Consider the following 22,120-nt stretch of genomic DNA (forward strand, 5'->3'; position numbering starts at 1 on the left):
ACGGCGGCTGAAGGGATGCGTTACTGCGCCTGATCCAGCCAATCGTCGATCTGACTGACGCCTTGGCGGATGGTTTCGCGTCGCGCCGCAGCGCCCACGCGGAGGCCGCGTTCCTGTTCGACGGTGTACAAGGGGCGAGCAGGGCCGCCGGAGGGGGCTGCCAGCTCGCGGGCGGCCTCGATCTCAAGTCTCCGCTGATAGGCCTCCGCCTGCTGTCGGCGGGCAAGGGCCGTATTGGTCTCGGCCTGACGTCGCAGACGGTCGTTTTCGTAACGGTGCTGGTCGGCGATCGCCGCCGGAGCGCCCCCCGAATAGGCGGTATAAGGGGGCATATAGGGCCGTGTCTGAGCCACGGCTGCGGAGGCTGCGCCGGACAAAAAGAGCGTGGAGAGAGCAAGCGTCTTCAGCATAGACGTCATATGGGAAGTCTGGCCGTTGGGCCAAGCGGAACCGGCGGTCACGGCATGGACCAGACTGAAGAGCGTTTGATTTCAAGGTCCTCCAGTTCTCGCGTGGTGGGGACGCTGTACTCGGCGAGGAAGTTCAGGCCGGTGCGCGGGAAATAGGTGCGGCCTGGATCGCCGATCAGGACGCGGGTCCCGGCGGTGCGGGCTTTAGTCAGCCAGGCCAACACCGCGTCGGTCATCGGCTTTTCGTAGCAGATGTCGCCGGCGCAGATGACGTCGACCGGAGGCGGAGGGGCGTCGAGCAGGTTCTGATCGGAGAAAGCCAGCGTCACGCCATTGGCCTGGGCGTTGGCGGCGACGGCGGCCTGACAGAAGGGGTCGATGTCGGCGCACAGGACCGAAGCGGCGCCGGCCTGCATGGCCGCCACGCCGACCAGGCCGGAGCCGGCGGCGAAATCCAGCACCTGTTTGCCGGCGACCTCATCCGGGTGATCCAGCAGGTAGCGGCTCAGGGCCTGACCGCCGGCCCAGGCGAAGGCCCAGAAGGGCGGGGGCAGGCCCAGTTCGCCCAGTTCCTCTTCCGTCAGCCGCCAGATGGGGGTGATCTCGTCCGCCAGCCACAGTGAGATTTCCGGCGCATGGGGCACGGGCTGAAGCCGCGTGTTGGCGCGGATGAAGGCGGCGGGGTCGGGGATGGTCATGACGTCAGGGTAGCGGCGCGGACGGTGGGGGAACAGCGCAATGGAGGCGTAACGTCAGCCTGACAAAAAGTCAGGTTGACATGACATTCGACTGATGTAAGGTTGGCCTTACACAAGGAGGCGGACATGTTGTCTTTTGGAAAATCAACCACCCCGGCGCACCGGCGGTACGTCATTCGGATCATGGCGTTCACCCTTCCCTATGTGGCCATCTGCGTGGCCATGATGACGACCGACGCCTTTGACGATCTAATGGGAAAGCCGGCGGCCTGGCTGCTGGCTGCGGCGGTTTCGGCGCCGGTGATCGGCCAGATCTGGGCCGTTCTGTCCCTGATGCGGGAAAGCGACGAGTTCGTGCGCGGCGTGATGGCGAAACAGTTCATCGTGGCCGCCGGCCTGACCCTGGCGATCGCGACCTTCTGGGGCTTTGGCGAGAGCTTTGCAGGCGCGCCCCATATGCAGACCTGGCTGGTGTTGCCCCTGTTCTGGGGGATGCTCGGGATCGTCGCGCCCTTCATCCGGAGCAGCCGATGAAGAACCGCCTGAAACTGTTGCGCGTCGAGCGCGGCTGGACCCAGGAGCAGTTGGGCCAGGCGCTGGGCGTGTCGCGACAGGCGGTGATCGCCCTGGAGACCGAGCGGCACGATCCGTCGCTGGACCTGGCCTATCGGATCGCCGCCGTCTTCGACCGGCCGGTCGAAGAGATCTTCGAAAACCCGCACGCCTGACGGCGGCGGACCCGACTTCAAACCCAAGGGAGACTTAGAATGTTCAACGCCTTCTTCAAGGCGCGCCCGCGCCTGTGCTTCGCACTGATCGGCCTGGCGGCCTGCGCGCCGTCGCTGATGATCGGGGTCACCGCCGCCTTCGCCGCAACGCCGGCCGCCGCAGCCCCGGCCTTCGTGTCCGACCGGCTGTCGGTCGAGGTGGTCGGCAGCGGCCCGGACGTGATCCTGATCCCCGGCTTCGGCTGTTCGCGGGAGGTGTGGCGCGCCACGGCGGATCGGCTGAAGGCGACGCACCGGGTGCATCTGGTGCAGTTGGCGGGCTTCGCCGGGGAGGCCTGGAGCCATGACGACGGTCCCTTCGTCCAGCCGGTGGTCGAGGAACTGGAGCGCTACATCCGCACTCAGGGTTTGGAGCGACCGGCGGTGATCGGTCATTCGATGGGCGCCCTGACGGGGCTGGTGCTGGCGCAGCAGCATCCCGAGGCCGTCGGCCGGCTGATGAGCGTGGACAGCCTGCCCTTCTTCGGCGCGCTGCGGGGGCCGCAGGCGACGGTGGAGACCATGAGGCCGGCGGCGGAACAGACGGTGCAGACCATTCTGGCCCTCTCGGACGAGTCGTTCCGCGCCGCCCAGGTCGGCAGCGCCCAGGGCATGACGCGGGACGCGGCATTGCGGGTCAGGCTGGTCGAATGGACGACCGGATCGGACCGCAAGGCCATGGCGGCGGCCATGCGGGACGTTCTGCTGACGGATGCGCGGCCAGGTCTTGCGAGCCTGAGCGTGCCGGTGACCGCCCTCTATGCCTCGGACGCTGACGGCGGGGCGCCGGCTGCTCAGGCCGATCAGGCCTGGGGTCACGAGTATGCGAGCCTGCCCGGCGTCAAGCTGATCCGCGTCGACGGCAGCCGGCACTTCATCATGGCCGACCAGCCGCAACGGTTCGCCGAACTGGTGGATCAGTTCCTGGCGGATTGATCAGCCTCCCTTGGGCGTCACGTCCCCGGCCTTGACCGGCGCGCCGGCGAACTCGTCGGCGTAGGCCGGGTTGAGCAGGGACCGGAAGACCGACTGGGGCACGGCGATCCGGTAGGGGCCGTCCGAATAGGGGCCGATCTGATAGGCGCCGATCAGGAAGATCACCCCGCCCGCCTTGCTCGGCGTCGTGCTGGGGGCCAGGACGAAGGGGGTGGAGACGGCCTTGGGGCAGGTCCACATGTCGCCGCCCGGGGTCGCGCTTTCTGAGCCCGGAGAGCGGGCCTGTTTGGCGACATTGGCGGCGTCGCACAGGGCCTTGTTCAGGCCGGACAGGTCGGCGCCGGGGCGGAACAGGTCGGCGAAGCCCAGCTGCTTCTTCATCGCCTTGTCCCACAGGACGGCCGAGAAGCTGGTGTTGGGATGGGCGCCGCCGGTGAACTCGAAATCGGTGCGGGCCAGGCTGAACAGCTTGCCGGTCTCGGCGCCGGGTTCGAAGGCGATGGTCTTCTCATAGCCGCCGGGGCCGCCGCCGGCCTCGGACAGGTCGGCCTGGGCGCCTTCGGAGAACTGGCGCAGGTCGCGCACGGCGGCGGCGTAGAGGGGGGCGTGCAGGTCGGGCTTGGATTTGACCGCGTCCGGCAGGGTCAGTTTGACCGTGGCGTACTGTGTCTTGGAATCGAAGCCCATCGGGGCGCCGGCGGCGGCGGGACTGACCGGGGCGGCGGCGGTCGGGGTCGGCGCGGGGGCGTCAGCCTTGTCCTCGCGCCTCTGGCAGGCGGCCAAGGTGGCGGCGACGGCGGCGGACAGCAGCAGGATGCGAACGGTGGAGGTCATGGGGGGCTCCTTCACAGGCCGAGGGATCCGAGGGCGAGGGCGGCCAGCAGGATGAAGCCCGCCTCTCGGTTGGACTTGAACAGTTTCAGCGCCAGGGCGCCGTCGGTGCGGTCGAGGCGGAGGACCTGGCGGGTCAGATGGGCCGCGTAGAGGGCCAGGCCCAGCCAGAACAGCGGGCCGAGACCGGCGGCGAGGCCGGCCGAGGCGGCCATGACTAGGCTGATCACATAGAAGACGGCGACGCCGGGGCGGACGGCCGAGGCCAGGCGCCGGGCGGAGGATTTGACGCCGACCATGGCGTCGTCCTCGATGTCCTGAAGGGCGTAGATGGTGTCGTAGCCCAGGGTCCAGAAGACGCCGCCGAGGTAGAGGAGGACGGCGGGGACATAGGCCTGCCAGACCAAGGCGACGGCGTGGCCGCTGTCGCTGGGGGCGGACCAGAGGAAGGGGCGGAACTCGCCGGCGTTCTCGGCGGGCAGCAGCAGGGCGGCGGCGGCCAGGGGCAGGGCGGCGGCGAAGCCCATCAGGGCGCCCCAGTTGAAGGTCAGGCCCAGCCAGGCCTGAGGCCACCAGGTGATCCGCTTCATGAAGGGATAGGCGGCGACCAGGGCGAGGGAGCCGACGCCTAGACCGATGGCGACGGTGGGCAGGGTCAGCAGGATCAGGAGGCTGATAAGGCTGCAGCCGATCACGAAGGCCCAGGCCTGTTTGACGCTGATCAGGCCGGCGGGGATGGGGCGAAGGGCGGTGCGGGCCACCTGGGCGTCGAAGTCGCGATCGACGATGTCGTTGAAGGCGCAACCGGCGGCGCGCATCAGACAGGCGCCGATCCCGAAACCGACGAACAGCCACAGGTCATAGAAGCCGGGCGGCTGGCGATACTGGGCCAGGGCCAGCGCGACGCCCTGCCAGCCGGGCAGGAGCAGCAGCCAGATGCCGATGGGCCGGTCGAACCGACCCAGCTTCAGCCAGGGCTTCAGCCGCTCCGGCGCATGGCGGTCCACCCAGTTGGCGCCGGCGTCGGGAAGAGGGGCGGAGGTCATGGGCATGGCTTAGCCGGAATGGGGGACAGGGTGAAGGCGTGACGAAGCGCTCCGTCCTTTCGGCGGAGTGATGGAGGGCGGGACGGAGCGCCGGGCCTCGCCCGGAGAGAATAGTTTTTACCGTTTCGACGAAGACAGACGCTCCGCGCGCAGGGTGTTTCTGCCGGCCGGGGATATTGAAGCGGCAGTTGTGATGCCTCTTCCCCAAGGCCTGCGTCAGGTCGGCGATCCCTGCGAAGGACCGTCCCGAGTGCGACCGGGTTCCTAACCCCGAGTCCTCCGCCGACGTTTCTGCGCGGGATGAGCCCACCGATGCACCGTCATGCGGCGCGGGGGGATCCCACCCCCGCCCCTGATCCCTACGCTCCCGCCGCCGCAAGGTCGCAGGCCTTACGAGCCCTCCTAGCGACGAGACCGGGGGTATTATGCGGGGGTTTTGGGGAGTGATTAGAAGAGGGGGGTGAGATTTTTGTAAGGGGTTGGAATCGTTGGGGTGGAGGCAGCGTCATTGTGCGCGCTCACCTCCCAGCGCGGGGAGGACAGGTCGCGTAGCGACCAGGAGGGGGCGACTCCGGCGGTGGTGATGACCTCAAGAGCTTCAGACACCGAGTCGCCCCCTCCTGGCGCTCGCTGACGCTCCCGCCTGTCCTCCCCGTCGGCCTTCGCCGACGGTGAGGTGAATGTGGCGGTCACAGACCTTCCCCCGCTTGCGGGGGAAGTGTCAGCTCGTCGAGCGGAGCGAGACGGCTGACGATGGGGGAAGTCTTCCTTCAGGCGACACTCCCCCCTCCGAGCCTGGTCCGCTTCGCGGACGCCGGCCCACCTCCCCCGCAAGCGGGGGAGGGTCTGAGGAGCAAGTCACCTCCCTGCGCGCGAAGGCGCGCGGGGAGGACAGGTCGCGCTTGCGACCAGGCGGGGGCGACTCTGGCGGGGGTGATGACCGGACCAGCTTCAGACACCGAGTCGCCCCCTCCTGGCGTTCGCTGACGCTCCCGCCGGTCCTCCCCGTTCGCCTTCGCGAACGGGGAGGTGAAGTCGCTGCGTCGTCAGTTCTGGTACACGTCGCCCGAACCGGCGATTTCGCTGGTCAGCTTGGCCGGGCGGGTGGCCAGGGTGACGTCGCCGGAGCCGGCGATGCTGACCTGGACGTCGCCGGTGGGGGCGATGTCGGCGTCGCCGGAGCCGGCGATGTCGACGGTGGCGTCGCGGGCGTCCAGGGCCCGGAGATCGGCGTCGCCCGAGCCGGCGATGTCGATGTCGAGGGCGTCGGTGCGACCGGCGGCGGTGACGTCGGCGGAACCCGAGATCGACAGGGTCATCGAGGGCTGGTCATAGGCGCTGATGTCCAGGTCGCCGGAGCCGCTGGAGGCGAAGCGGCGGACGTTGGGCGCCGTGACGACGACGCGCAGTTCGTCGCGTTCGGACCGGGCGGAGAAGTTTCCACCGCTCCAGCCCCACACGATCCGCTCGTCGCCGTCGCCCAGGGACAGGCGGCCGTCGGTCAGGGTGACCCGGTCGGTCAGGCCCTTGGGCCCGGTGACGACCACGGTGTTGGCCGGACCCTGGACATAGTCGACGTCGATGCTGGATTCGATGTCGAGGGTCTCGCCGCCGGTCCAGGCCAGGGTGCGGGTGGTGAAGGGGCCGAGGTCGTCGAGCTCGCCGCCCTTGACCCGTTCGAAGCGGATGGTTTCCCCGTCCCGGTCCTTGATGGTCCAGGCCCAGCCGTGGCGTTGGAGGTCGTGGCCGCCGAGGGCGATGGCTCCGCCCACGGTGGCGATGCAGAGCACCAGGGCGGCGCCGGCGATGATGAACAGTGTGCGGATCATAGCGAGCCTCCCGTGCTCGAGACGTTGGATTGGGTTTCGGATTGGGGCTCCAGCGCCGGCTTCAGTAGGCGGTAGTGCAGGCGGGCGTACCAGACGATCCCGTTGACCAGCCAGACCGTGACGATGCTCAGCAGGGCGCCGATGAAGACGGCGCCGGCCATCAGGCCCAGCCCCATCAGGATGGCGGCGAACGGACCGCCCGGGAAGCCGGCGAAGGGCCCGGCCACCATGACGCCGCCGCCCGAGATGAACAGGGCGATGGCGGCGATGAAGAAGCCGAAGAGGGTCCCGATCACGCCCATCAGAATGGGCAGGAGGATCAGGATGTCGATGGCCCCCAGGCCCAGGACGGCGAAGACGGCGGCGGCGGCGGCGGAGGGGTTCTTCTCCTGGCGCCAGCGCTGGATCCCGGCCTCGGCCTTCAGTTCGCGGGCCAGCCGGCCGGGATCGCCCAGGGCGGCGGCCACCTCGGCCTCGGTGCGGCCGGCGGCCAGGCCGTCGGCGAAATGGGTCTCATAGTCGGCGACGATGTCGGCCGCCGTGGCGGTCGGCAATCCGACCAGGCCGCTTCTGAGACGGGCGATGAATTCCGCGCGCGTCATTGTTCCGTTCCCTCCGGTTGAGCGTCGGCCGCCTGGGGCGCCGGCGTCTGGATCGTGGTTGCGTCGCTGGCCAGGACGGCGTCGACGGCTTGGGTGAAGGCCGACCATTCGACGGTCTGGGCGGCGAGGGCCGTCCGTCCGGCGTCGGTCAGGCGATAGTATTTGCGGGACGGGCCGGACGAGGATTCGACCAGATAGGTCTCGACCTGTCCGTCCGACTGCATCCGCCGCATCAGGGGGTAGATGGTGCCTTCCCCCATATCGATCGCATCCGACAGGCGGCTGGCGATCTCGTAGGCGTAGCTGTCGGCCCGGTTCAGAAGCGCCAGGACGCAAAGCCCCAGAACCCCCTTCTTCAGCTGTATCTCGATGGTTTCGGTCACCTCGATGTCTCCTTTGATGGAGATTGAGTACGACAAGGTACCTTGTGACGCAAGGTACCTGTTTAAACATGACGAAGGTTTAATCCAACGAAGTTCGGCGAGGCGCGAGCGGGTTTGGGGCGAGTTTGCGGCGGAGGCGGCGCGGATCGCTTGGCAAGCGAGGGGCGATCCGATAGGGACTCACAGCAGTGCCGGGCGGATGAACATGCCCATGTAAAGACTTGCGATTCACTCGCAAGTCTCTGCTGTAAAAGACAATATAGGGACTTCGTATGGGAATGGGGACACGAGCCCTGGGAAGAGCGAAGGCGGCGGCTGCAGCTGTCGGGATCGCACTGTTCTCCGCCGCGCCGACGTGGGCGCAGGATCTAATGGGCCAACCCACGCCGGGCGGCATCGACCTGCAGCCGGCCGCCGCGCCGCTGAAGCACGACGCCATCTGGTTCCACAATATCGTGCTGATGCCGGTGATCACCGGGATTACGCTGCTGGTTCTGGCCCTGCTGGCCTGGATCGTGTTCCGCTACAACAAGAAGTCCAATCCGACGCCGGCGCGCTGGAGCCACAACACCACGGTCGAGGTGATCTGGACCGTGCTGCCGGTGGTGATTCTGGTCTTCATCTCCCTGTTCTCGTTCCGGCTGCTGTTCGCCTATCACGACATGCCCGAGCCGGACCTGACGGTGAAGGTGACGGGCAACCAGTGGAACTGGGCCTATGAATATCCCGACCAGGGCGTGGCCGAATATATCTCCAACATGGTGCCCGAGGACGAACTGGCCGAGCGCGGTCTGTCGCACGCCGTCTATCGTCTGGCCGCCGACGAGCCGATGGTGGTGCCGGTCGGCAAGACGGTGCGCCTGCTGATCACCGCCTCGGACGTGATCCACGCCGTGGCCCTGCCGGCCTTCGGTCTGAAGACCGACGCCGTGCCCGGCCGGGTCAACGAGACCTGGTTCAAGGCCGAGCGCACCGGCGTCTTCTATGGCCAGTGCTCGGAACTGTGCGGCGTCGACCACGCCTTCATGCCGATCCAGATCAATGTCGTGACCCAGGCCGAGTTCGAGCGCTGGATCGCCTCCAAGGGCGGCTCGATGACGCCGAAGACGCCCGAGGCCGCGCCCGGCGGCACGGCGGCTCAGGTCGAGGCCGGAACCACCGGCGCGCCCGTGATCGGCACGGCGACGACCGGCCCGCAGGCCGGCGCGACCACCGGCATCCCCACCGCTCAGACCGCGACGACGCCGACGGCGCCGACCGTTCAACCCGCTCCCGCCGCGGCCCCCGCCGCGCCGGCCGCCCAGTAAGAGGCGAGCAGTTCCATGGCTGACGCAATCATCTCGACCCGCGATACGCTTCACGCGCCCGAGGCTCATCACCACGACGACCACAAGCCGGGCTTCTTCACCCGCTGGTTCCTGTCGACTAACCACAAGGACATCGGCACCCTGTATCTGCTGTTCGCCATCATGGCGGGCGTGGTCGGGGGCGCACTGTCGGGCCTGATCCGCTGGGAACTGGCCGAGCCGGGCATCCAGATCTTCAAGGAAGGCTCGTCGATCCAGCTGCTGGGTCTCGTTGAGCAGTCCAAGCACGGCTATAATGTCACCGTCACGGCCCACGCCCTGATCATGATCTTCTTCATGGTCATGCCCGCCATGATCGGCGGCTTCGGCAACTGGTTCGTGCCGATCATGATCGGGGCGCCGGACATGGCCTTCCCGCGCATGAACAACATCTCCTTCTGGCTGCTGGTGGCGGCCTGGGTGCTGCTGGTGCTGTCGATGTTCACCGACGGCGGGCCGGGCAAGGGCTTCGGCGGGGGCTGGACGGCCTATCCGCCGCTGTCGACCACGGGCCACGTCGGCCCCGCCTTCGACCTGGCCATCTTCGCCCTGCACGTGGCGGGCGCCAGCTCGATCCTGGGCGCGATCAACTTCATCACCACCATCCTGAACATGCGGGCGCCGGGCATGACGCTGCACCGGATGCCGCTGTTCGCCTGGTCGGTGCTGATCACCGCCTTCCTGCTGCTGCTGTCGCTGCCGGTGCTGGCGGGGGCGATCACGATGTTGCTGACCGACCGCAACTTCAACACCCACTTCTTCGATCCGGCCGGCGGCGGCGACCCGATCATGTACCAGCACCTGTTCTGGTTCTTCGGCCACCCGGAAGTCTACATCCTGATCCTGCCGGGCTTCGGCATCATCAGCCACATCGTCTCGACCTTCAGCCGCAAGCCCGTGTTCGGCTATCTGGCCATGGCCTACGCCATGGTGGCCATCGGCTTCGTCGGCTTCATCGTGTGGGCGCACCACATGTACACGGTCGGGATGAGCATCAATCTGCGGGCCTATTTCATCGCCGCGACCATGATCATCGCCGTGCCGACGGGGGTGAAGATCTTCAGCTGGATCGCCACCATGTGGGGCGGGTCCATCAGCTTCAAGACGCCCATGCTGTGGGCCATCGGCTTCATCTTCCTGTTCACCGTGGGCGGGGTGACCGGCGTGGTCCTGTCGAACGCCGGCATCGATTACAGCCTGCACGACACCTATTATGTCGTGGCCCACTTCCACTATGTGCTGTCTCTGGGCGCCGTCTTCGCCATCTTCGCGGGCTTCTACTACTGGTTCGAGAAGATGTTCGGGGTGAAGTACAACGAGTTCCTGGGCGCGACCCATTTCTGGATCATGTTCGTCGGCGTGAACCTGATCTTCTTCCCGCAGCATTTCCTGGGTCTGCAAGGCATGCCGCGTCGCTACATCGACTATCCGGACGCCTACACCCTGTGGAACCAGGTCTCGTCCTGGGGCTATGTGATCACCATCGTCGGCGTGATCGTCTTCCTGGTCATGCTGGCCGAAGCGGCGATCCGTCGTCGTCCGGGCGTCGCCAATCCGTGGGGCGAGGGCGCCACGACCCTGGAGTGGACCCTGTCCTCGCCGCCGCCGACCCACCAGTTCAACGAACTGCCGGTGGTCAAGGGCGACGAACACTGAAGCCCGTTCGTCGCCCTCGGGCCTGTCCCGAGGGCGACGGCGGACCTCACAATACAGCGAGGGCCTCGGGCGTCATGTTCGAGGCCCTTTTCGTTTCGCTGAGACCTCGAGTCTCGGGACAAGCCCGCGGCTGAGGGTGTAGAAGATGACCATAGTGACTCCGACAGACCTTGATCGCCCCGTCCTCTCGACCGCCCAGCCGGAAGACTTTTTCCAGCTGCTGAAGCCGCGCGTCATGTCGGTGGTGGTCTTCACCGCCGCGACCGGACTGGTCATGGCGCCGGGATCGATGAACCCGCTGGTCGCCGCCATCGCCATCCTGTGCATCGCCGTGGGCGCGGGCGCGGCCGGATCTCTGAACATGGCGCTGGAGGGCGAGACCGACGCCCTGATGCGGCGCACGCGCGGCCGGCCGGTGGCGGCGGGGCGGGTGCGCAAGAATGACGCCATGGCCTATGGCGTCATCCTGAGTCTGTTCTCGGTCATGCTGCTGGGGATGAACACCAACTGGTCTGCGGCCGGTCTGCTGGCCCTGACCATCGTCTATTACGCCGGCTTCTACACCCTGCTGCTGAAGCGTCGGACGCCGCAGAACATCGTCATCGGCGGGGCGGCGGGCGCCTTTCCGCCGGTGATCGGCTGGGCGGCGGCGACCGGCGACGCGCCCTGGCAGGCCTGGCTGCTGTTCCTGATCATCTTTCTGTGGACCCCGCCGCATTCGTGGGCCCTGGCCCTGTATTCGGCCGGCGACTACGCCAAGGCGGGGATACCGATGATGCCGGTGGCGCGGGGGGCCAAGTCCACGCGGTTGCAGATCCTGATCTATTCCCTGGTCTTCATCGCCTCGGCCGTGGCGCCGGCCCTGGTGGGCATGGGCGGACTGATCTACGCCGTGGTGTCGGTCGCCGGCGGCCTTGGCTTCCTCGGTCTGGCCTGGCGGCTGTATCGCTCGCGCGCCGGGGACGAGCCGGACAAGGCCGATACGGTGGGACGCGAGGCCGCATTGTATGATGTGAAGGCCCAGGCCAAACCGGCGCGTGACCTGTTCGCCTTTTCGATCCTGTATCTGGTCGCCCTGTTCTCGGCCTTCCTGGTCGAGGCCGTGGCCGGCCTGGGAGTGTAACGAACCATGCGTCTGACGCCCGAGGAACTGCGCGCCCGCAAGCGGCGCAACGTCTGGATCGCGGCGGCCCTGGTGGCCTTCATCGTCCTGGTCTTCACCACCACGGTCTTGCGCCTGCAACAGAACCAGGCGGCTGAGCGCGCCCTGCTGGAAGGCCCGGCGCCGGGCGGTTCGATGGCGGCGCCGCGATGAACAATCCCGGCCGCAAGAACCTGATCGCCATCGTCTGCGTCCTGGGCGTGATGGGGATGACGGGCGCGGCCTTTGCGGCTGTGCCGCTTTACCGGATGTTCTGCCAGGTCACCGGCTTCGACGGCACGGTGCGCCGGGCCGACAAGGCGCCGGACACGGTCCTGGACCAGACGGTGCTGGTGCGGTTCGACACCAATGTGCGGGGCGGCCTGCCCATGAGTTTCCGCGCCGAACAGACGACCCAGAGGGTGCGGATCGGCGCGACGGGCCTGGCCTATTTCGACGTCACCAACACCTCGGACCAGCCGATCCACGTGCGAGCCGGCTACAATGTCGTGCCGGAATACACCGGCCCCTATTTCCAGAAGCTGCAGTGCTTCTGCTTCCAGGATCAGACCCTGGCGGCGGGCGAGACGCGCCAGTTTCCGGTCCAGTATTTCATCGCCCCCGAACTGGCCACGGATCGCGAGGCCAAGGGCGCGCGCGAGATCACCCTGAGCTACACCTTCTATCCGTCGGTCGACGCGCCGACGGGTCCGAACGTCTGATGGCCCGACCCGGCGTCGATTTTCCCGGCGTCGGCTGTGGTCTGGTGATCCAGCGCGCCGACGGGCGGGTGCTGCTGTGCAAACGGCTGAAGGCGCCCGAGGCGGGGCACTGGAACATCGTCGGCGGCAAGGTCGATCATGGGGAGCCGTCCGCCGAGGCCGCGCGTCGCGAGGCCGAGGAGGAGAGCGGGCTGACGATCGGGGCGGTCGAGTTCCTGTGCGTGTCTGAGGAGATCATCGCGGCGGATCGCCAGCACTGGGTGTCGCTGATCTATCTGGCGCGGGATTTCACCGGCGAGCCGCGGCTGACCGAACCGGACAAGCTGTCGGAGATCGGCTGGTTCGCGCTGGACGACCTGCCGCAGCCGCTGTCGGTGTTCTCGAAGACGGCGTTCGCGGCGTTGGAAGCGCGGGGGGAGGCGCGGGGGTAGCGCGGGGTGGCAGTGGTTGAGGGGAACATCCGGCGTTGCGATCTGTTATGCTGGCGCTTGAACCCTCTCAACCCGGAGCGTCCCCATGTCCGTCCGCGTCGCCCTGATCGTCGGCAGTCTGCGCGAGGGGTCCTATTCCCGCGCCATCGGCCTGGAAATGAAGGCTCTGGCCGCGCCCGCGCTGGAGGTGGAGTTGGTCGAGATCGGCGACCTGCCGCTGTATAATCCCGACCTGGATACGGACACGCCACCGGCCGCCTGGGCCCGGTTCCGGGCGGAGATGGCGGGGGTTCAGGCCGTGCTGTTCGTGGCGCCGGAATACAACCGCTCGATCCCCGGCGCGCTGAAGAACGCCCTGGACGTCGGCTCGCGCCCCTATGGCCACAGCATCTGGTCGGGCAAGCCGGCCGCCATCGTCAGCGTCTCGCCCGGCGCCCTGGCCGCCTTCGGCGCCAACCACCACCTGCGCCAGCCCCTGGTCTTCCTGAACATGCCGACCATGGCCCAGCCCGAAGCCTATATCGGCAATGTCGCCGATCTGTTGGACGAGCACGGCAAGCTGAAGAACGACGGCACGCGGGACTTCCTGAAGGGGTTCCTCGACGCGTTCGCGGCATGGATCGAGAAGACGAAGGCGTGAGGCGGTTGACTTAGTCTGATTGACGGAGCGGAAGCCGTTTCTCTTTTCGACCCGTTGCGAACACTCATGCTGTTCGGTTTGGCGCGCTTTAGTGATCGTTCAAGTTCATGCTCGCCATACCGGTCGGGCATAGGAAGGCGGTTTGCATGTTTGAAAAGATTGCGAGCAAGCTCGGCTACTTCACGAAGCCGAGGGCCTACGAGCAAGCGGTCTTAAACGCATGCGGAGATTCGCTAGGGCCAGAGGATCGGGCGGCTTTCACTGAACATCTCCGACTGTCTCGGGGACTTCAAAGATCAAACAATGATCGGGTCGCGATCATCGCTGTGAGGCGGTCGAAGGCTCGACTGAAGTTCAATGTGTCTAAAGATACCAGCATCTACGCATGCCGCTTAAAGAACGACGCGTCCGGGTTCTCTTGCCGTGCGCAAATATATGTCTCCGCCCTCGGCTATCTAGCTACACTCGAATTTCACAAGCCGCCTGAGAAACTTGGGACGGGACCATTCTCCTTCCATCCCGAGAAGTCGCGGCAGTCCGTCACGGTAGAGATCGACGCTGAAGAGCACGGCCCAGCCCGAAGCCTTATCTGGGCGGCGTCGCCGACCTGCTGGACGAGCACGGCAAGCTGAAGAACGAAGGGACGCGGGACTTCCTAAAGGGGTTCATAGACGCCTTCTCAATGTGGATCGAGAAGACCAAGGGGTGATCGCGGTCTGAGCGCCGCAGGCCTGGATCAGGAAACCAGGCATAAGTAGTCGCTCGTGTTGGAATGCCACACTATTCTGGCTTTGGATTGTGCAGCGCCAGACCAGCGACAGTAAAATATTCGAATATTCCAAATAAAATTGTAGAGTAAATGCTCTCAAATATTGGAAAAATGGAACAAAATGCTTCGTTGGACGCTGGTATCGGGAACAGCGTTATTGGACGCGAGCCCATGTGCCTCACTATCAAGATGAAGATCAGTTCGACCATCAAGTTCTAAATCTCGGCATTGTCCTGATCTCGCTCCTCGACAGCTTGGGAGCCCGCCTGAGGAAAGGGGTAAGCTCACGCCCTGATCCGACGCCGAATCTCCGAGAGGTCTGGGTCGAGGGGCGCCGACGGGAGCCCATTGATCGGGCCCCGAGAAACGAACCCTCGCTAGAGGCCGCCTAGAGGCCGCCTAGAGGCGGAATTGAAAACGGCGGCTCCTTGCGGAGCCGCCGTCGCCAAATCAGCTGTGACGCTGAAATCAGCCGATGGTTTGCAGCTGGCCAGCGGATTCCTTGCCCGAACGCTTGTCGCGTTCCAGCTCGTAGGAAACCTTTTGGTTTTCATCCAGGCCGCGCAGGCCAGCGCCTTCAACGGCGGAGATGTGGACGAAGACGTCCTTGCCGCCGTCGTCGGGTTGGATGAAGCCGTAACCCTTGGTGGGGTTGAACCATTTAACAGTGCCGGTAGCCATTTTGAGACCTCCGTTAGCAGTTGACCGAGGGAACGTCCGTTCGGCCTGTCGGGTCTGAATGGGAGCGGCCTTGACTCGTGCGTTCGCAGAGAGAGTGGGCGTTACGCAGAGAGATCGACGAGCTCTATGTATTCAGGTCTTTGAGACAAATGCAAGCGCGGCCGCAGAGAAGGATTTTCCGGGCTAGGGAACGGTGGAGCTTGAAGCGCGTTATATGTGGACACGAAAAGGCTTCACCATGAACCGTATCCATGTTGTGGAGCGCGCCTATCAGCTCGCTCGCACCCCTGATTGTTTGAACACCGGCGACGTCGTCAAGGCGCTGTCGGCCGAGGGCTATTCCAGCGCGGAAATGTCCCATTTCCAAGGCAGCTCGATCCGCGCCGACCTGAACCGCATCTGCAAGATCCCGGTCGAAACCGAGGCCGCCTAATCAGACGAGGCCTGTCAGGGCCGGCGCCTCGGCGCCGCTGTCGGGGAAGACGCGGGCGTCCAGTGAGGCGCGGTCCAGGCCCAGATGGTCGCGCAGCACGCCCTTGAACACCGACCGGATGTCCAGGGTCGGAGCCAGGTCGCGCCCTTCGAACAGGCGGTTGTCGGCCAGGGTCGGCCAGTCGCCGATCAGGCCGCCGGGCTTCAACGCGCCGCCCGCCAGCAACAGCGACGAGCCCGTGCCGTGATCGGTGCCCTGGGTGCCGTTGGCGCGGGCGGTGCGGCCGAACTCGGTCGCCACCACCACCACGGTCTGGGCCCATTGGTCGCCCAGACCCGCTTCAAGCCCCGCGATCAGCTGGTCCAGACCCGTCAGCCGGGTCTGAAGCTGGCCGCGCTGGCCCGCATGGGTGTCCCAACCGTCCAGGGAGACCGCGACGATGTCGGCGCCCTCTGGACCGGTCATTAGTTTGGCCGTGGCGCGGCCCAGCGCCTGGACGTCGTTGCGGCGGACGGTTTCGCCCGGACCGTCCATGGCGATCAGGGCCTCCGTCGCCAGGCCGCGCGCTAGATTCTGGCCCAGCATCGGATCGTCGACATAGAGGTCCTGCAACAGGGAGGCGATCCGGTCGCCGCCCCGGACGCGCCCGCCTGGCGCCCAGCTGGACACAGGGGCGTCGCCGCGCAGGATCAGCGGCGTCTGGGCGCCGATCGACAGGCCGCGCAGCCGCGTCCCGCCGGCCGCGACCAGGGCGCGGTTCAGCCAGCCGTCGTCCAGCCGGCTCAGGGTCTCGCCGCCGTTTTCCAGCACGTCTTGGGCCTCGAAATGCGAACGAATCCGCACGGGCAGGGCCACGGCGGGGGCGAAGCGGAGCTGGTTGCGGCCATGGAGGGCGTGCAGGCCGGTCAGAGCGGGATGCAGGCCGAAGCCCTCGCCCAGGGCCAGCGCGCCGTCGGTCTCGCCCGGCGCGGGCAGGGCCAGGCCGCCGCGCAGGGGGACATAGTTGGGGTCGGCGTAGGGGACGGTGACGGACAGGCCGTCCATGGCGCCGCGCGCGATGACGACCACCAGCTTGTTGGCCGGGTCTCGGCTCTGGGCGGCGACGCGGCCCGCGAAGGCCAGGCCGATTCCGGCGGCGGAGGCGCCCAACAGGGCGCGACGGTTGAGGGCGAGGCCATTCATGGGCGGACGGGTCATCGGCGTTGGAACTCCGGCGACATTAGGAGAAGGGTGAGGGCTTCGGTGCGGCTCTCGGCGCGGGCGACGGCGAGGCGGGTGCGCTCGGACAGGCGGTCGCCGAGCGTGTCGTTCGCCGTGGCGACGATGTCGGCCGTGCGGGCCATCTCCGCGGCGGACCGCGCCCAATTCAGTCGTTTGACCAGGGCGTCCGGCCCGGCCCAGTCGGCCGCCGTGTCGGGCCAGCCTTCCGGCGAAGGCGGGGCGAACGGCGGCTGGCCCATGGCGACCAGGGTCTGGCGCAGGGGCGTTAGACGCTCGGGCGGGACGCCGAGCGCTCGGTGGGTCGAGACCACGAACTCATACGGCGTCTTGATCTTGGACGGCGGGGCCGCCCAGGTCTCGGGCGCCTCGACCAGGGCGCGGGCGACCTGGGCCAGGTCGCCGTCGGAGCGGGTCCAGGCCGTTTCCAGTCGCGCGACCAGGGACGGGGGCGGGGCGTCCGCGACGAAATGGGCCGCGATCCGGTGCGACAGACGTCGCGCCGTGGCCGGATGACGCGCCAGATCGCGCAGGATCGCCTCGCCCTGATCCTTTCCGGCGGCGCGGCCGGTCGCCGGATAGATCTTGCCCATGACGGTGCGGGGGCCGGGCTCATGGACATTGGCGCGGAAGACGAAGGCGCCCTGAGTTTGCGCGTCCTGGTGTCTGGGAACGGACCAGCCGGTCAGGGCGCGGGCCAGTTCGGTGACGTCCGCCTGGGTATAGCCGGCGTCGGCGCCCACGGTGTGAAGCTCCAGCATCTCGCGGGCGAGGTTTTCGTTGAGGCCCAGCTTGCGCCGGGCGCCGGCCGGACTGCCGGGGCCGGTCGAACGCGCCTGGTCGAGGTACAGGAGCATGGCCGGATGCTGTTCGGCGGCGACGACCAGGTCCTGGAACGCGCTGAAGACGTTCGGTCGGATGGCCTCGCGCTCATAGGAATCGACGAAGGCGCCGCTGTCGAACTTGACCGCCGATACAGTCAGGACGTTGGCCCAGAACAGGGCCCAGCGCTCGGCGAAGCCCTGGTCCGTCGTCGCCCCGTGGCGTGTGCGGGCGAGGAAGGCATCGGCCGTGTCGTCGGTGATGGCGCGGCGGGCAGACTGGCGCGCCGCTCGCGCCGCCTCGGCTTCGGCGTCAGACAGGTTGCGCCGTGGGCCCTCGCTGCCGCGATAGGCGAGGAAGGCGGTCATGCGCTGGTCGGTGGTCTGGAAGGTCCCGAGCGGCTGGGGCGCGCCGTCGGATCTGATCTGCGCCAGGGCCCAGCCGCGCGGATCGGCGGCGACGCGGGCGATCTCGCCGGGGCGGGCGCCGAGACCCAGGCGGGTCAAGGCGACAGCGGCGTCGGTCGAAGATGCGGCCATGGGCGGTCTCCTTGTCCGTCGGTTCTAGTGTAACGCCTCGGAAATAAAACTCCGTCGCCGATCAGATTCCCGTGCGTCTGTCGCCAAGCGGCCGGCGGCGCGCTAGGTTGCCGTTCGATGGCCCTCCTGGACTGGATGAGCGATGTAGCCGGGCCGGTGGTCCGGGGCGACGGCGTGCTGTTGAGGCCGCCGCGGGCGTCCGACTATTCGGCCTGGTCCGCCCTGCGCGACGGGTCGCGCGACTATCTTCAACCCTGGGAGCCGGCCTGGCCGGACGACGACCTGAGCAAGGCGGCGTTCCGGCGCCGGCTGTCGATCTATGGGCGGGAGATGGAGCTGGGCAACGCCTGGCCGTTTTTCGTCTTCGTCGATGGGGGTAAGACCCTGGTCGGCGCCGTCACCCTGTCGAACGTGCGGCGCGGTGTCGCCGAGACGGGGACCCTGGGCTACTGGATCGGTCAACCCTACGCCGGGCGCGGCTACGCCACGGCGGCGATGCGGGCGGTGGTCGCCTACGCCTTCGAGCGGCTGAAGCTGCACCGGCTGGAGGCGGCCTGCCTGCCGACCAACCAGGCCTCGCGGCGGGTGCTGGAGAAATCCGGCTTTCGAAACGAGGGTTTGGCCCGGGCTTATTTGAAAATTAACGGCGAGTGGGCAGATCATCTGCTGTTCGGCCTCGTCGAGGACGAGATCGATCGCGGCGGCCGGACGCCGTCTTGAGAGGGCGACAGCTTTGAACGCGCGACCCCGATCCCTGGCCTGGGACGCCACGAGCGCCATCGAGGCGCTGGCGGCCGCCGGCACGGCCCTGTGGGTCTGGACGCCCGCGCTGGATCAGCTGCGCTTCACCGGGGCGACCCGCGCCCTGGGGCTGGGGCCGCTGGCGCCGGAATGTTCGGGCGCCGGCTTCGTCGCCTCGTCCATGCCGCAGGACCGGTCGCTGGCCGAGAAAATGCTGAAGCCGCAGGAGGAGGGGACCGAGATCGCCGTGCGCCTTCGCATGCGCGGATTCGAGACCTGCCTGTGGCGGGGGGTCTGGCTGGAGGACGGGTTGCGCGCCGCCGGGGTGGTGGCGCTGGAGACCAAGTTCGCCGGTTCGGACCGGGACGTGCTGACCGGCCTGCTGGACCGTCGCGCCTTCGTCGCACGGGTCGGCGAGGTCCTGACCCAGCCCGGCGAATACGAGATCGTGGTCGGCGACGTTGACCGTCTGCGCCGGCTGAACGAGGCCCTGGGGCACGAGCGGACCGACCTAGTGCTGTCGGCCCTGGGATCGCGTCTGGCCGCCGCCTTCTCCAAGGAGGCCTCGCCCGCGCGGATCGGCGAGGACGAGTTCGCCGTCATCATCCCCAAGACATCCTCCCACGCCAGCTATCGCCTGCGCGAGGCGCTGGAGCAGCCGCTGCGGGTGGCGGGTTTCGACATCTATCCGACCGTCTCCATCGGCGCCGTGGTGGTCGAGGGCGGGCCGGACGCGCCGGACGCCTCGGAACTGTTGCGCCGGGTCGAACTGGCGGTGGAATCGGCCAAGGGCGCCGGACGCGGCGGGTCGGCCGCCTATGGCCGGGCGCTGGAGAGCGACAGCCTGAGCCGACTGGCCCTGGAGGCGGATCTGAGGAACGCCTTCGTGCGCGGCGAGATCGTGCCCTTCTTCCAGCCGATCGTGAACCTGAACACCGGGGCCGTGGCGGGCTTCGAGGCCCTGGCGCGCTGGCGTCACCCGCGTCGCGGCCTGGTGCCGCCGGACGAATTCCTGGGCCTGACCGCCGACCTGGGCATGATGAACGACCTGGGCCTGCTGATGATGACCCAGTCGGCGCGGCAACTGGCCGAATGGATCCAGCGCCACCCCCTGGCCGGCAAGATGTTCTGCAGCGTCAACCTGTCGGTCGGCGAGATCGAACGCCCGCACCTGTGCGAGGACGTGGCCCGGATCATCAAGGAAAGCGGCCTGCCCAAGGGGGCGCTGAAGCTGGAGGTGACCGAGGGCGACATCATGCGCGACACCGCGCACGCCGCCGAGGTGCTGCAGTCGCTGAAGGATGTCGGGGCCTCGCTGGCGCTGGACGATTTCGGCACCGGCTTTTCGTCCCTGTCGTATCTGGCGCGCCTGCCGTTCGATACGCTGAAGATCGACCGCTATTTCGTCCTGACGATGAACAAGGACGAGGGCTCGGCCAAGATCGTCAAGTCGGTGGTCAACCTGGGCCGCGACCTGTCGCTGGAGGTCGTCGCCGAAGGGGTTGAGAACGCCGAACTGGCCGCCCTGCTGCTGGAAGCCCAGTGCCACTACGGCCAGGGCTTCGGCTATGCGCCGGCGCTCCCGGCCCAGGAGGCGGAGGTCTATCTGGCCGAGAGCCTGGCGGACGGCACGGCGCCGCTGAAACAGCGGTCGGCTTAGATTCCACTTTCCAAGTTTCGCCCGCCTAGGCCTTGTGCCTAGGATGGCGGCTCGGGGAGGGGATCGTGACCGACGCCAGACTGGAGATCGCCGCCGGTTTCGCCACCGCACAGGGGCCGAAGGCGGACAATCAGGATTTCGGCGGCGTGCATCTGGGCACGGCGGCGGAGCAGCGCGAGCATGGGGTCATCGCGGTCATTGCCGACGGGGTGTCGGGCTCCAAGGCCGGGCGGATGGCGGCCGAGCTGACGACGCGCAGCTTCATCGACGGCTATCTGGATCAGAACCCGCTGAACGGCATCGCCGCCAACGGGATCAAGGCGCTGCGGGGCTTCAACCGTTGGCTCCATGCGCGCGGCAAGATCGACCCGGCCATGGAGGCGGCCGCGACCACCTTCACCGCCCTGATCCTGCGCGGGCGGGAGGCGGTTGCGCTGCACGTGGGGGACAGCCGGGCCTGGCATTTCCGCGACGGGGTGCTGACGCGGCTGACCGAGGATCACACCCGGGCGCAGGAGGGGCTGAGCCATGTGCTGTACCGCGCCGTCGGCATCGAGGCGGACGTCAAGCTGGACGTGCGCCATGTGGAGCTGCACCCGCACGACCGGCTGTTGCTGACCACGGACGGGGTGCACGGGGTGCTGAGCGACGCGAATCTGGCGCGACTGCTGGCGCGGCGCGGATCGCCCGACGCGGACGCCCAGGCCATTCTGGACGAGGTGGCCGAGGTCGGGGCGCGCGACAACGCCACGGCCCTGGTCATCGACGTCATGGGGATCGGGGCGCCGGACTGGGAGGCGATCACGGCCGAGGCCGAGGGGCTGGCCATCCTGCCGCCGCCGAAACAGGGGCAGACGGTGGACGGGTTCCATCTGGAGCGGCTGTTGGCGGACGGGCGCTATACGCGGCTGTTTCTGGCGCGATGGGGCGAAGAGCGGGTGGTGCTGAAGTTTCCCAAGCCTGCGGCGGTGTCGGAGCGGGGCGCGCGGACGGCCTTCCTGCGCGAGGCCTTCATCGGCCGGCGTATCGACAGCCCCTTCGTCGGCAAGGTGCTGACGCTGGATGCGGGCCGCCAGAGCCGGCTCTATATCGTCCAGCCCTTCTATCAGGGCCAGACCCTGCATGCGCGCTTAGCCGAGGACGGGCCGTTCGAGATCGCCGAGGGGATCGGCGTGGCGCTGAAGCTTGCGCGGGGGGTGGCGGTGCTGCACCGGGCCGGGGTCATCCACCGCGACATCAAGCCCGACAATGTGATCCTGGAGGCGAACGGCGGACTGAAGCTGGTTGATCTGGGCGTGGCGCGGCTGAAACGGGCCGAGGAGTTCGCCGAGGCCGAGGCGCCCGGCACCCCCGGCTTCAAGGCCCCCGAGATGTACGCCGGCGAGAGCGGGAACGCCGCCACCGACCAGTTCGCCCTGGGCGTGACCCTGTACCGGCTGTTCACCGGCGCCTATCCGTGGGGCGAGGTGGATCCGTCGGACGCGCCTCGCTTTGATCGCGCGCCCGTATCCTTGGGCCGTCGGCGACCGGACATGCCCGCCTGGCTGGAGGCCGCCGTCATGCGCGCCGTCGCCGTCGATCCGGATGAGCGGTTCGAGGACGTCGAGGAGCTGATCCATGTGCTCGAGACAGGCAGCGCCGCCGCTGCGCCCGCGCCCCGCCCGCTGTCCCTGATCGAACGCGATCCGGTGCGGTTCTGGCAGGGGCTGTGCCTGGTTCTGGTCATCCTGCTGATGCTCGCCCTGGCCACGCGTTAGGGCCCCTACGTCGCCGAGAACAGATCGGATGCCGCGACATTTGGCGGCGCGACGTGGGCGGA

At 67.7% G+C, this 22,120-nt stretch carries 24 protein-coding genes; 14 read left to right on the forward strand and 10 right to left on the reverse strand.

Annotated features, from left to right (window positions below; genetic code table 11):
- Nucleotides 1–20: 20 nt before the first annotated feature.
- Both ACW170_RS07815 and ACW170_RS07820 read right to left on the reverse strand, forming a co-directional pair.
- Nucleotides 21–332, reverse strand: coding sequence for a hypothetical protein (locus ACW170_RS07815; protein WP_492089066.1), 312 nt, complete (start codon nt 330–332; stop codon nt 21–23).
- Between the two features lie 125 nt (nt 333–457).
- Nucleotides 458–1,108, reverse strand: a complete 651-nt coding sequence (locus ACW170_RS07820; RefSeq protein WP_492089067.1) for a class I SAM-dependent methyltransferase — start codon at nt 1,106–1,108, stop codon at nt 458–460.
- A 183-nt stretch (nt 1,109–1,291) separates the two neighbouring features.
- On the opposite strand from ACW170_RS07820, the gene ACW170_RS07825 reads away from it, so the two are divergent.
- Genes ACW170_RS07825 through ACW170_RS07835 form a run of 3 tightly spaced genes read left to right on the forward strand, consistent with a single transcriptional unit; the run spans nt 1,292 to nt 2,811 of the window.
- Entirely contained in the window at nt 1,292–1,642 is a 351-nt protein-coding gene (locus ACW170_RS07825; RefSeq protein ID WP_492089068.1) for a hypothetical protein, read from the forward strand.
- On the forward strand, nt 1,639–1,836 hold the full coding sequence (locus tag ACW170_RS07830; protein WP_492089069.1) for a helix-turn-helix transcriptional regulator: 198 nt from the start codon (nt 1,639–1,641) through the stop codon (nt 1,834–1,836). Before ACW170_RS07825 ends, ACW170_RS07830 begins: the two co-directional genes overlap by 4 nt.
- A gap of 39 nt (nt 1,837–1,875) precedes the next feature.
- Nucleotides 1,876–2,811, forward strand: a complete 936-nt coding sequence (locus ACW170_RS07835; protein WP_492089070.1) for an alpha/beta fold hydrolase — start codon at nt 1,876–1,878, stop codon at nt 2,809–2,811.
- Here the strand turns inward: ACW170_RS07835 and ACW170_RS07840 are convergent, their stop codons facing one another.
- The 5 genes from ACW170_RS07840 to ACW170_RS07860 form a co-directional block, all read right to left on the reverse strand.
- Entirely contained in the window at nt 2,812–3,645 is an 834-nt protein-coding gene (locus tag ACW170_RS07840) for an RsiV family protein (protein WP_492089071.1), read from the reverse strand.
- An 11-nt stretch (nt 3,646–3,656) separates the two neighbouring features.
- Nucleotides 3,657–4,688, reverse strand: a complete 1,032-nt coding sequence (locus ACW170_RS07845; RefSeq protein ID WP_492089072.1) for a UbiA family prenyltransferase — start codon at nt 4,686–4,688, stop codon at nt 3,657–3,659.
- Nucleotides 4,689–5,734: 1,046 nt separating this feature from the next.
- Nucleotides 5,735–6,517, reverse strand: coding sequence for a GIN domain-containing protein (locus tag ACW170_RS07850; RefSeq protein WP_492089073.1), 783 nt, complete (start codon nt 6,515–6,517; stop codon nt 5,735–5,737).
- Entirely contained in the window at nt 6,514–7,119 is a 606-nt protein-coding gene (locus ACW170_RS07855) for a DUF1700 domain-containing protein (RefSeq protein WP_492089074.1), read from the reverse strand. The genes ACW170_RS07850 and ACW170_RS07855 overlap by 4 nt, the downstream gene beginning before the upstream one ends.
- Nucleotides 7,116–7,502, reverse strand: a complete 387-nt coding sequence (locus ACW170_RS07860; RefSeq protein WP_492089075.1) for a PadR family transcriptional regulator — start codon at nt 7,500–7,502, stop codon at nt 7,116–7,118. Before ACW170_RS07860 ends, ACW170_RS07855 begins: the two co-directional genes overlap by 4 nt.
- A gap of 272 nt (nt 7,503–7,774) precedes the next feature.
- Between ACW170_RS07860 and coxB the strand changes: the two genes are divergently transcribed.
- The 7 genes from coxB (at nt 7,775) to ACW170_RS07895 (ending at nt 13,438) form a co-directional block, all read left to right on the forward strand.
- A complete protein-coding gene (coxB, locus tag ACW170_RS07865; RefSeq protein WP_492089076.1) occupies nt 7,775–8,809 on the forward strand; it encodes a cytochrome c oxidase subunit II in 1,035 nt (344 codons plus the stop codon).
- Nucleotides 8,810–8,824: 15 nt separating this feature from the next.
- Complete coding sequence (ctaD, locus tag ACW170_RS07870) at nt 8,825–10,504, forward strand: cytochrome c oxidase subunit I (RefSeq protein WP_492089077.1); 1,680 nt, start codon at nt 8,825–8,827, stop codon at nt 10,502–10,504.
- A gap of 145 nt (nt 10,505–10,649) precedes the next feature.
- Nucleotides 10,650–11,627, forward strand: a complete 978-nt coding sequence (cyoE, locus tag ACW170_RS07875) for a heme o synthase (RefSeq protein ID WP_492089078.1) — start codon at nt 10,650–10,652, stop codon at nt 11,625–11,627.
- A 6-nt stretch (nt 11,628–11,633) separates the two neighbouring features.
- Nucleotides 11,634–11,819: a cytochrome c oxidase system small membrane protein gene (locus ACW170_RS07880; RefSeq protein ID WP_492089079.1), complete on the forward strand. Its 186-nt coding sequence runs from the start codon at nt 11,634–11,636 to the stop codon at nt 11,817–11,819.
- A complete protein-coding gene (locus tag ACW170_RS07885) occupies nt 11,816–12,367 on the forward strand; it encodes a cytochrome c oxidase assembly protein (RefSeq protein ID WP_492089080.1) in 552 nt (183 codons plus the stop codon). Before ACW170_RS07880 ends, ACW170_RS07885 begins: the two co-directional genes overlap by 4 nt.
- Complete coding sequence (locus ACW170_RS07890; protein ID WP_492089081.1) at nt 12,367–12,798, forward strand: NUDIX domain-containing protein; 432 nt, start codon at nt 12,367–12,369, stop codon at nt 12,796–12,798. The genes ACW170_RS07885 and ACW170_RS07890 overlap by 1 nt, the downstream gene beginning before the upstream one ends.
- 85 nt (nt 12,799–12,883) lie before the next feature.
- A complete protein-coding gene (locus ACW170_RS07895) occupies nt 12,884–13,438 on the forward strand; it encodes an NADPH-dependent FMN reductase (protein ID WP_492089082.1) in 555 nt (184 codons plus the stop codon).
- A 1,237-nt stretch (nt 13,439–14,675) separates the two neighbouring features.
- Here ACW170_RS07895 and ACW170_RS07900 read toward each other — a convergent pair.
- Nucleotides 14,676–14,888 (reverse strand): cold-shock protein, encoded by a 213-nt coding sequence (locus ACW170_RS07900; RefSeq protein ID WP_008260410.1) that lies wholly within the window; start codon nt 14,886–14,888, stop codon nt 14,676–14,678.
- Between the two features lie 238 nt (nt 14,889–15,126).
- On the opposite strand from ACW170_RS07900, the gene ACW170_RS07905 reads away from it, so the two are divergent.
- A complete protein-coding gene (locus ACW170_RS07905) occupies nt 15,127–15,321 on the forward strand; it encodes a hypothetical protein (RefSeq protein WP_271164422.1) in 195 nt (64 codons plus the stop codon).
- Here the strand turns inward: ACW170_RS07905 and ACW170_RS07910 are convergent, their stop codons facing one another.
- Together ACW170_RS07910 and ACW170_RS07915 are read right to left on the reverse strand one after the other, a co-directional pair.
- Complete coding sequence (locus ACW170_RS07910; protein WP_492089083.1) at nt 15,322–16,518, reverse strand: DUF1501 domain-containing protein; 1,197 nt, start codon at nt 16,516–16,518, stop codon at nt 15,322–15,324.
- On the reverse strand, nt 16,515–17,900 hold the full coding sequence (locus ACW170_RS07915; RefSeq protein WP_492089084.1) for a DUF1800 domain-containing protein: 1,386 nt from the start codon (nt 17,898–17,900) through the stop codon (nt 16,515–16,517). Before ACW170_RS07915 ends, ACW170_RS07910 begins: the two co-directional genes overlap by 4 nt.
- A 117-nt stretch (nt 17,901–18,017) precedes the next feature.
- Between ACW170_RS07915 and ACW170_RS07920 the strand changes: the two genes are divergently transcribed.
- The 3 genes from ACW170_RS07920 (at nt 18,018) to ACW170_RS07930 (ending at nt 22,058) form a co-directional block, all read left to right on the forward strand.
- Nucleotides 18,018–18,620, forward strand: coding sequence for a GNAT family N-acetyltransferase (locus ACW170_RS07920; RefSeq protein ID WP_492089085.1), 603 nt, complete (start codon nt 18,018–18,020; stop codon nt 18,618–18,620).
- Between the two features lie 13 nt (nt 18,621–18,633).
- On the forward strand, nt 18,634–20,301 hold the full coding sequence (locus ACW170_RS07925) for a putative bifunctional diguanylate cyclase/phosphodiesterase (protein ID WP_492089086.1): 1,668 nt from the start codon (nt 18,634–18,636) through the stop codon (nt 20,299–20,301).
- A 65-nt stretch (nt 20,302–20,366) separates the two neighbouring features.
- A complete protein-coding gene (locus ACW170_RS07930) occupies nt 20,367–22,058 on the forward strand; it encodes a bifunctional protein-serine/threonine kinase/phosphatase (RefSeq protein WP_492089087.1) in 1,692 nt (563 codons plus the stop codon).
- Nucleotides 22,059–22,120: the final 62 nt, after the last annotated feature.

Source organism: Brevundimonas sp. FV2ps16, from assembly GCF_058681075.1.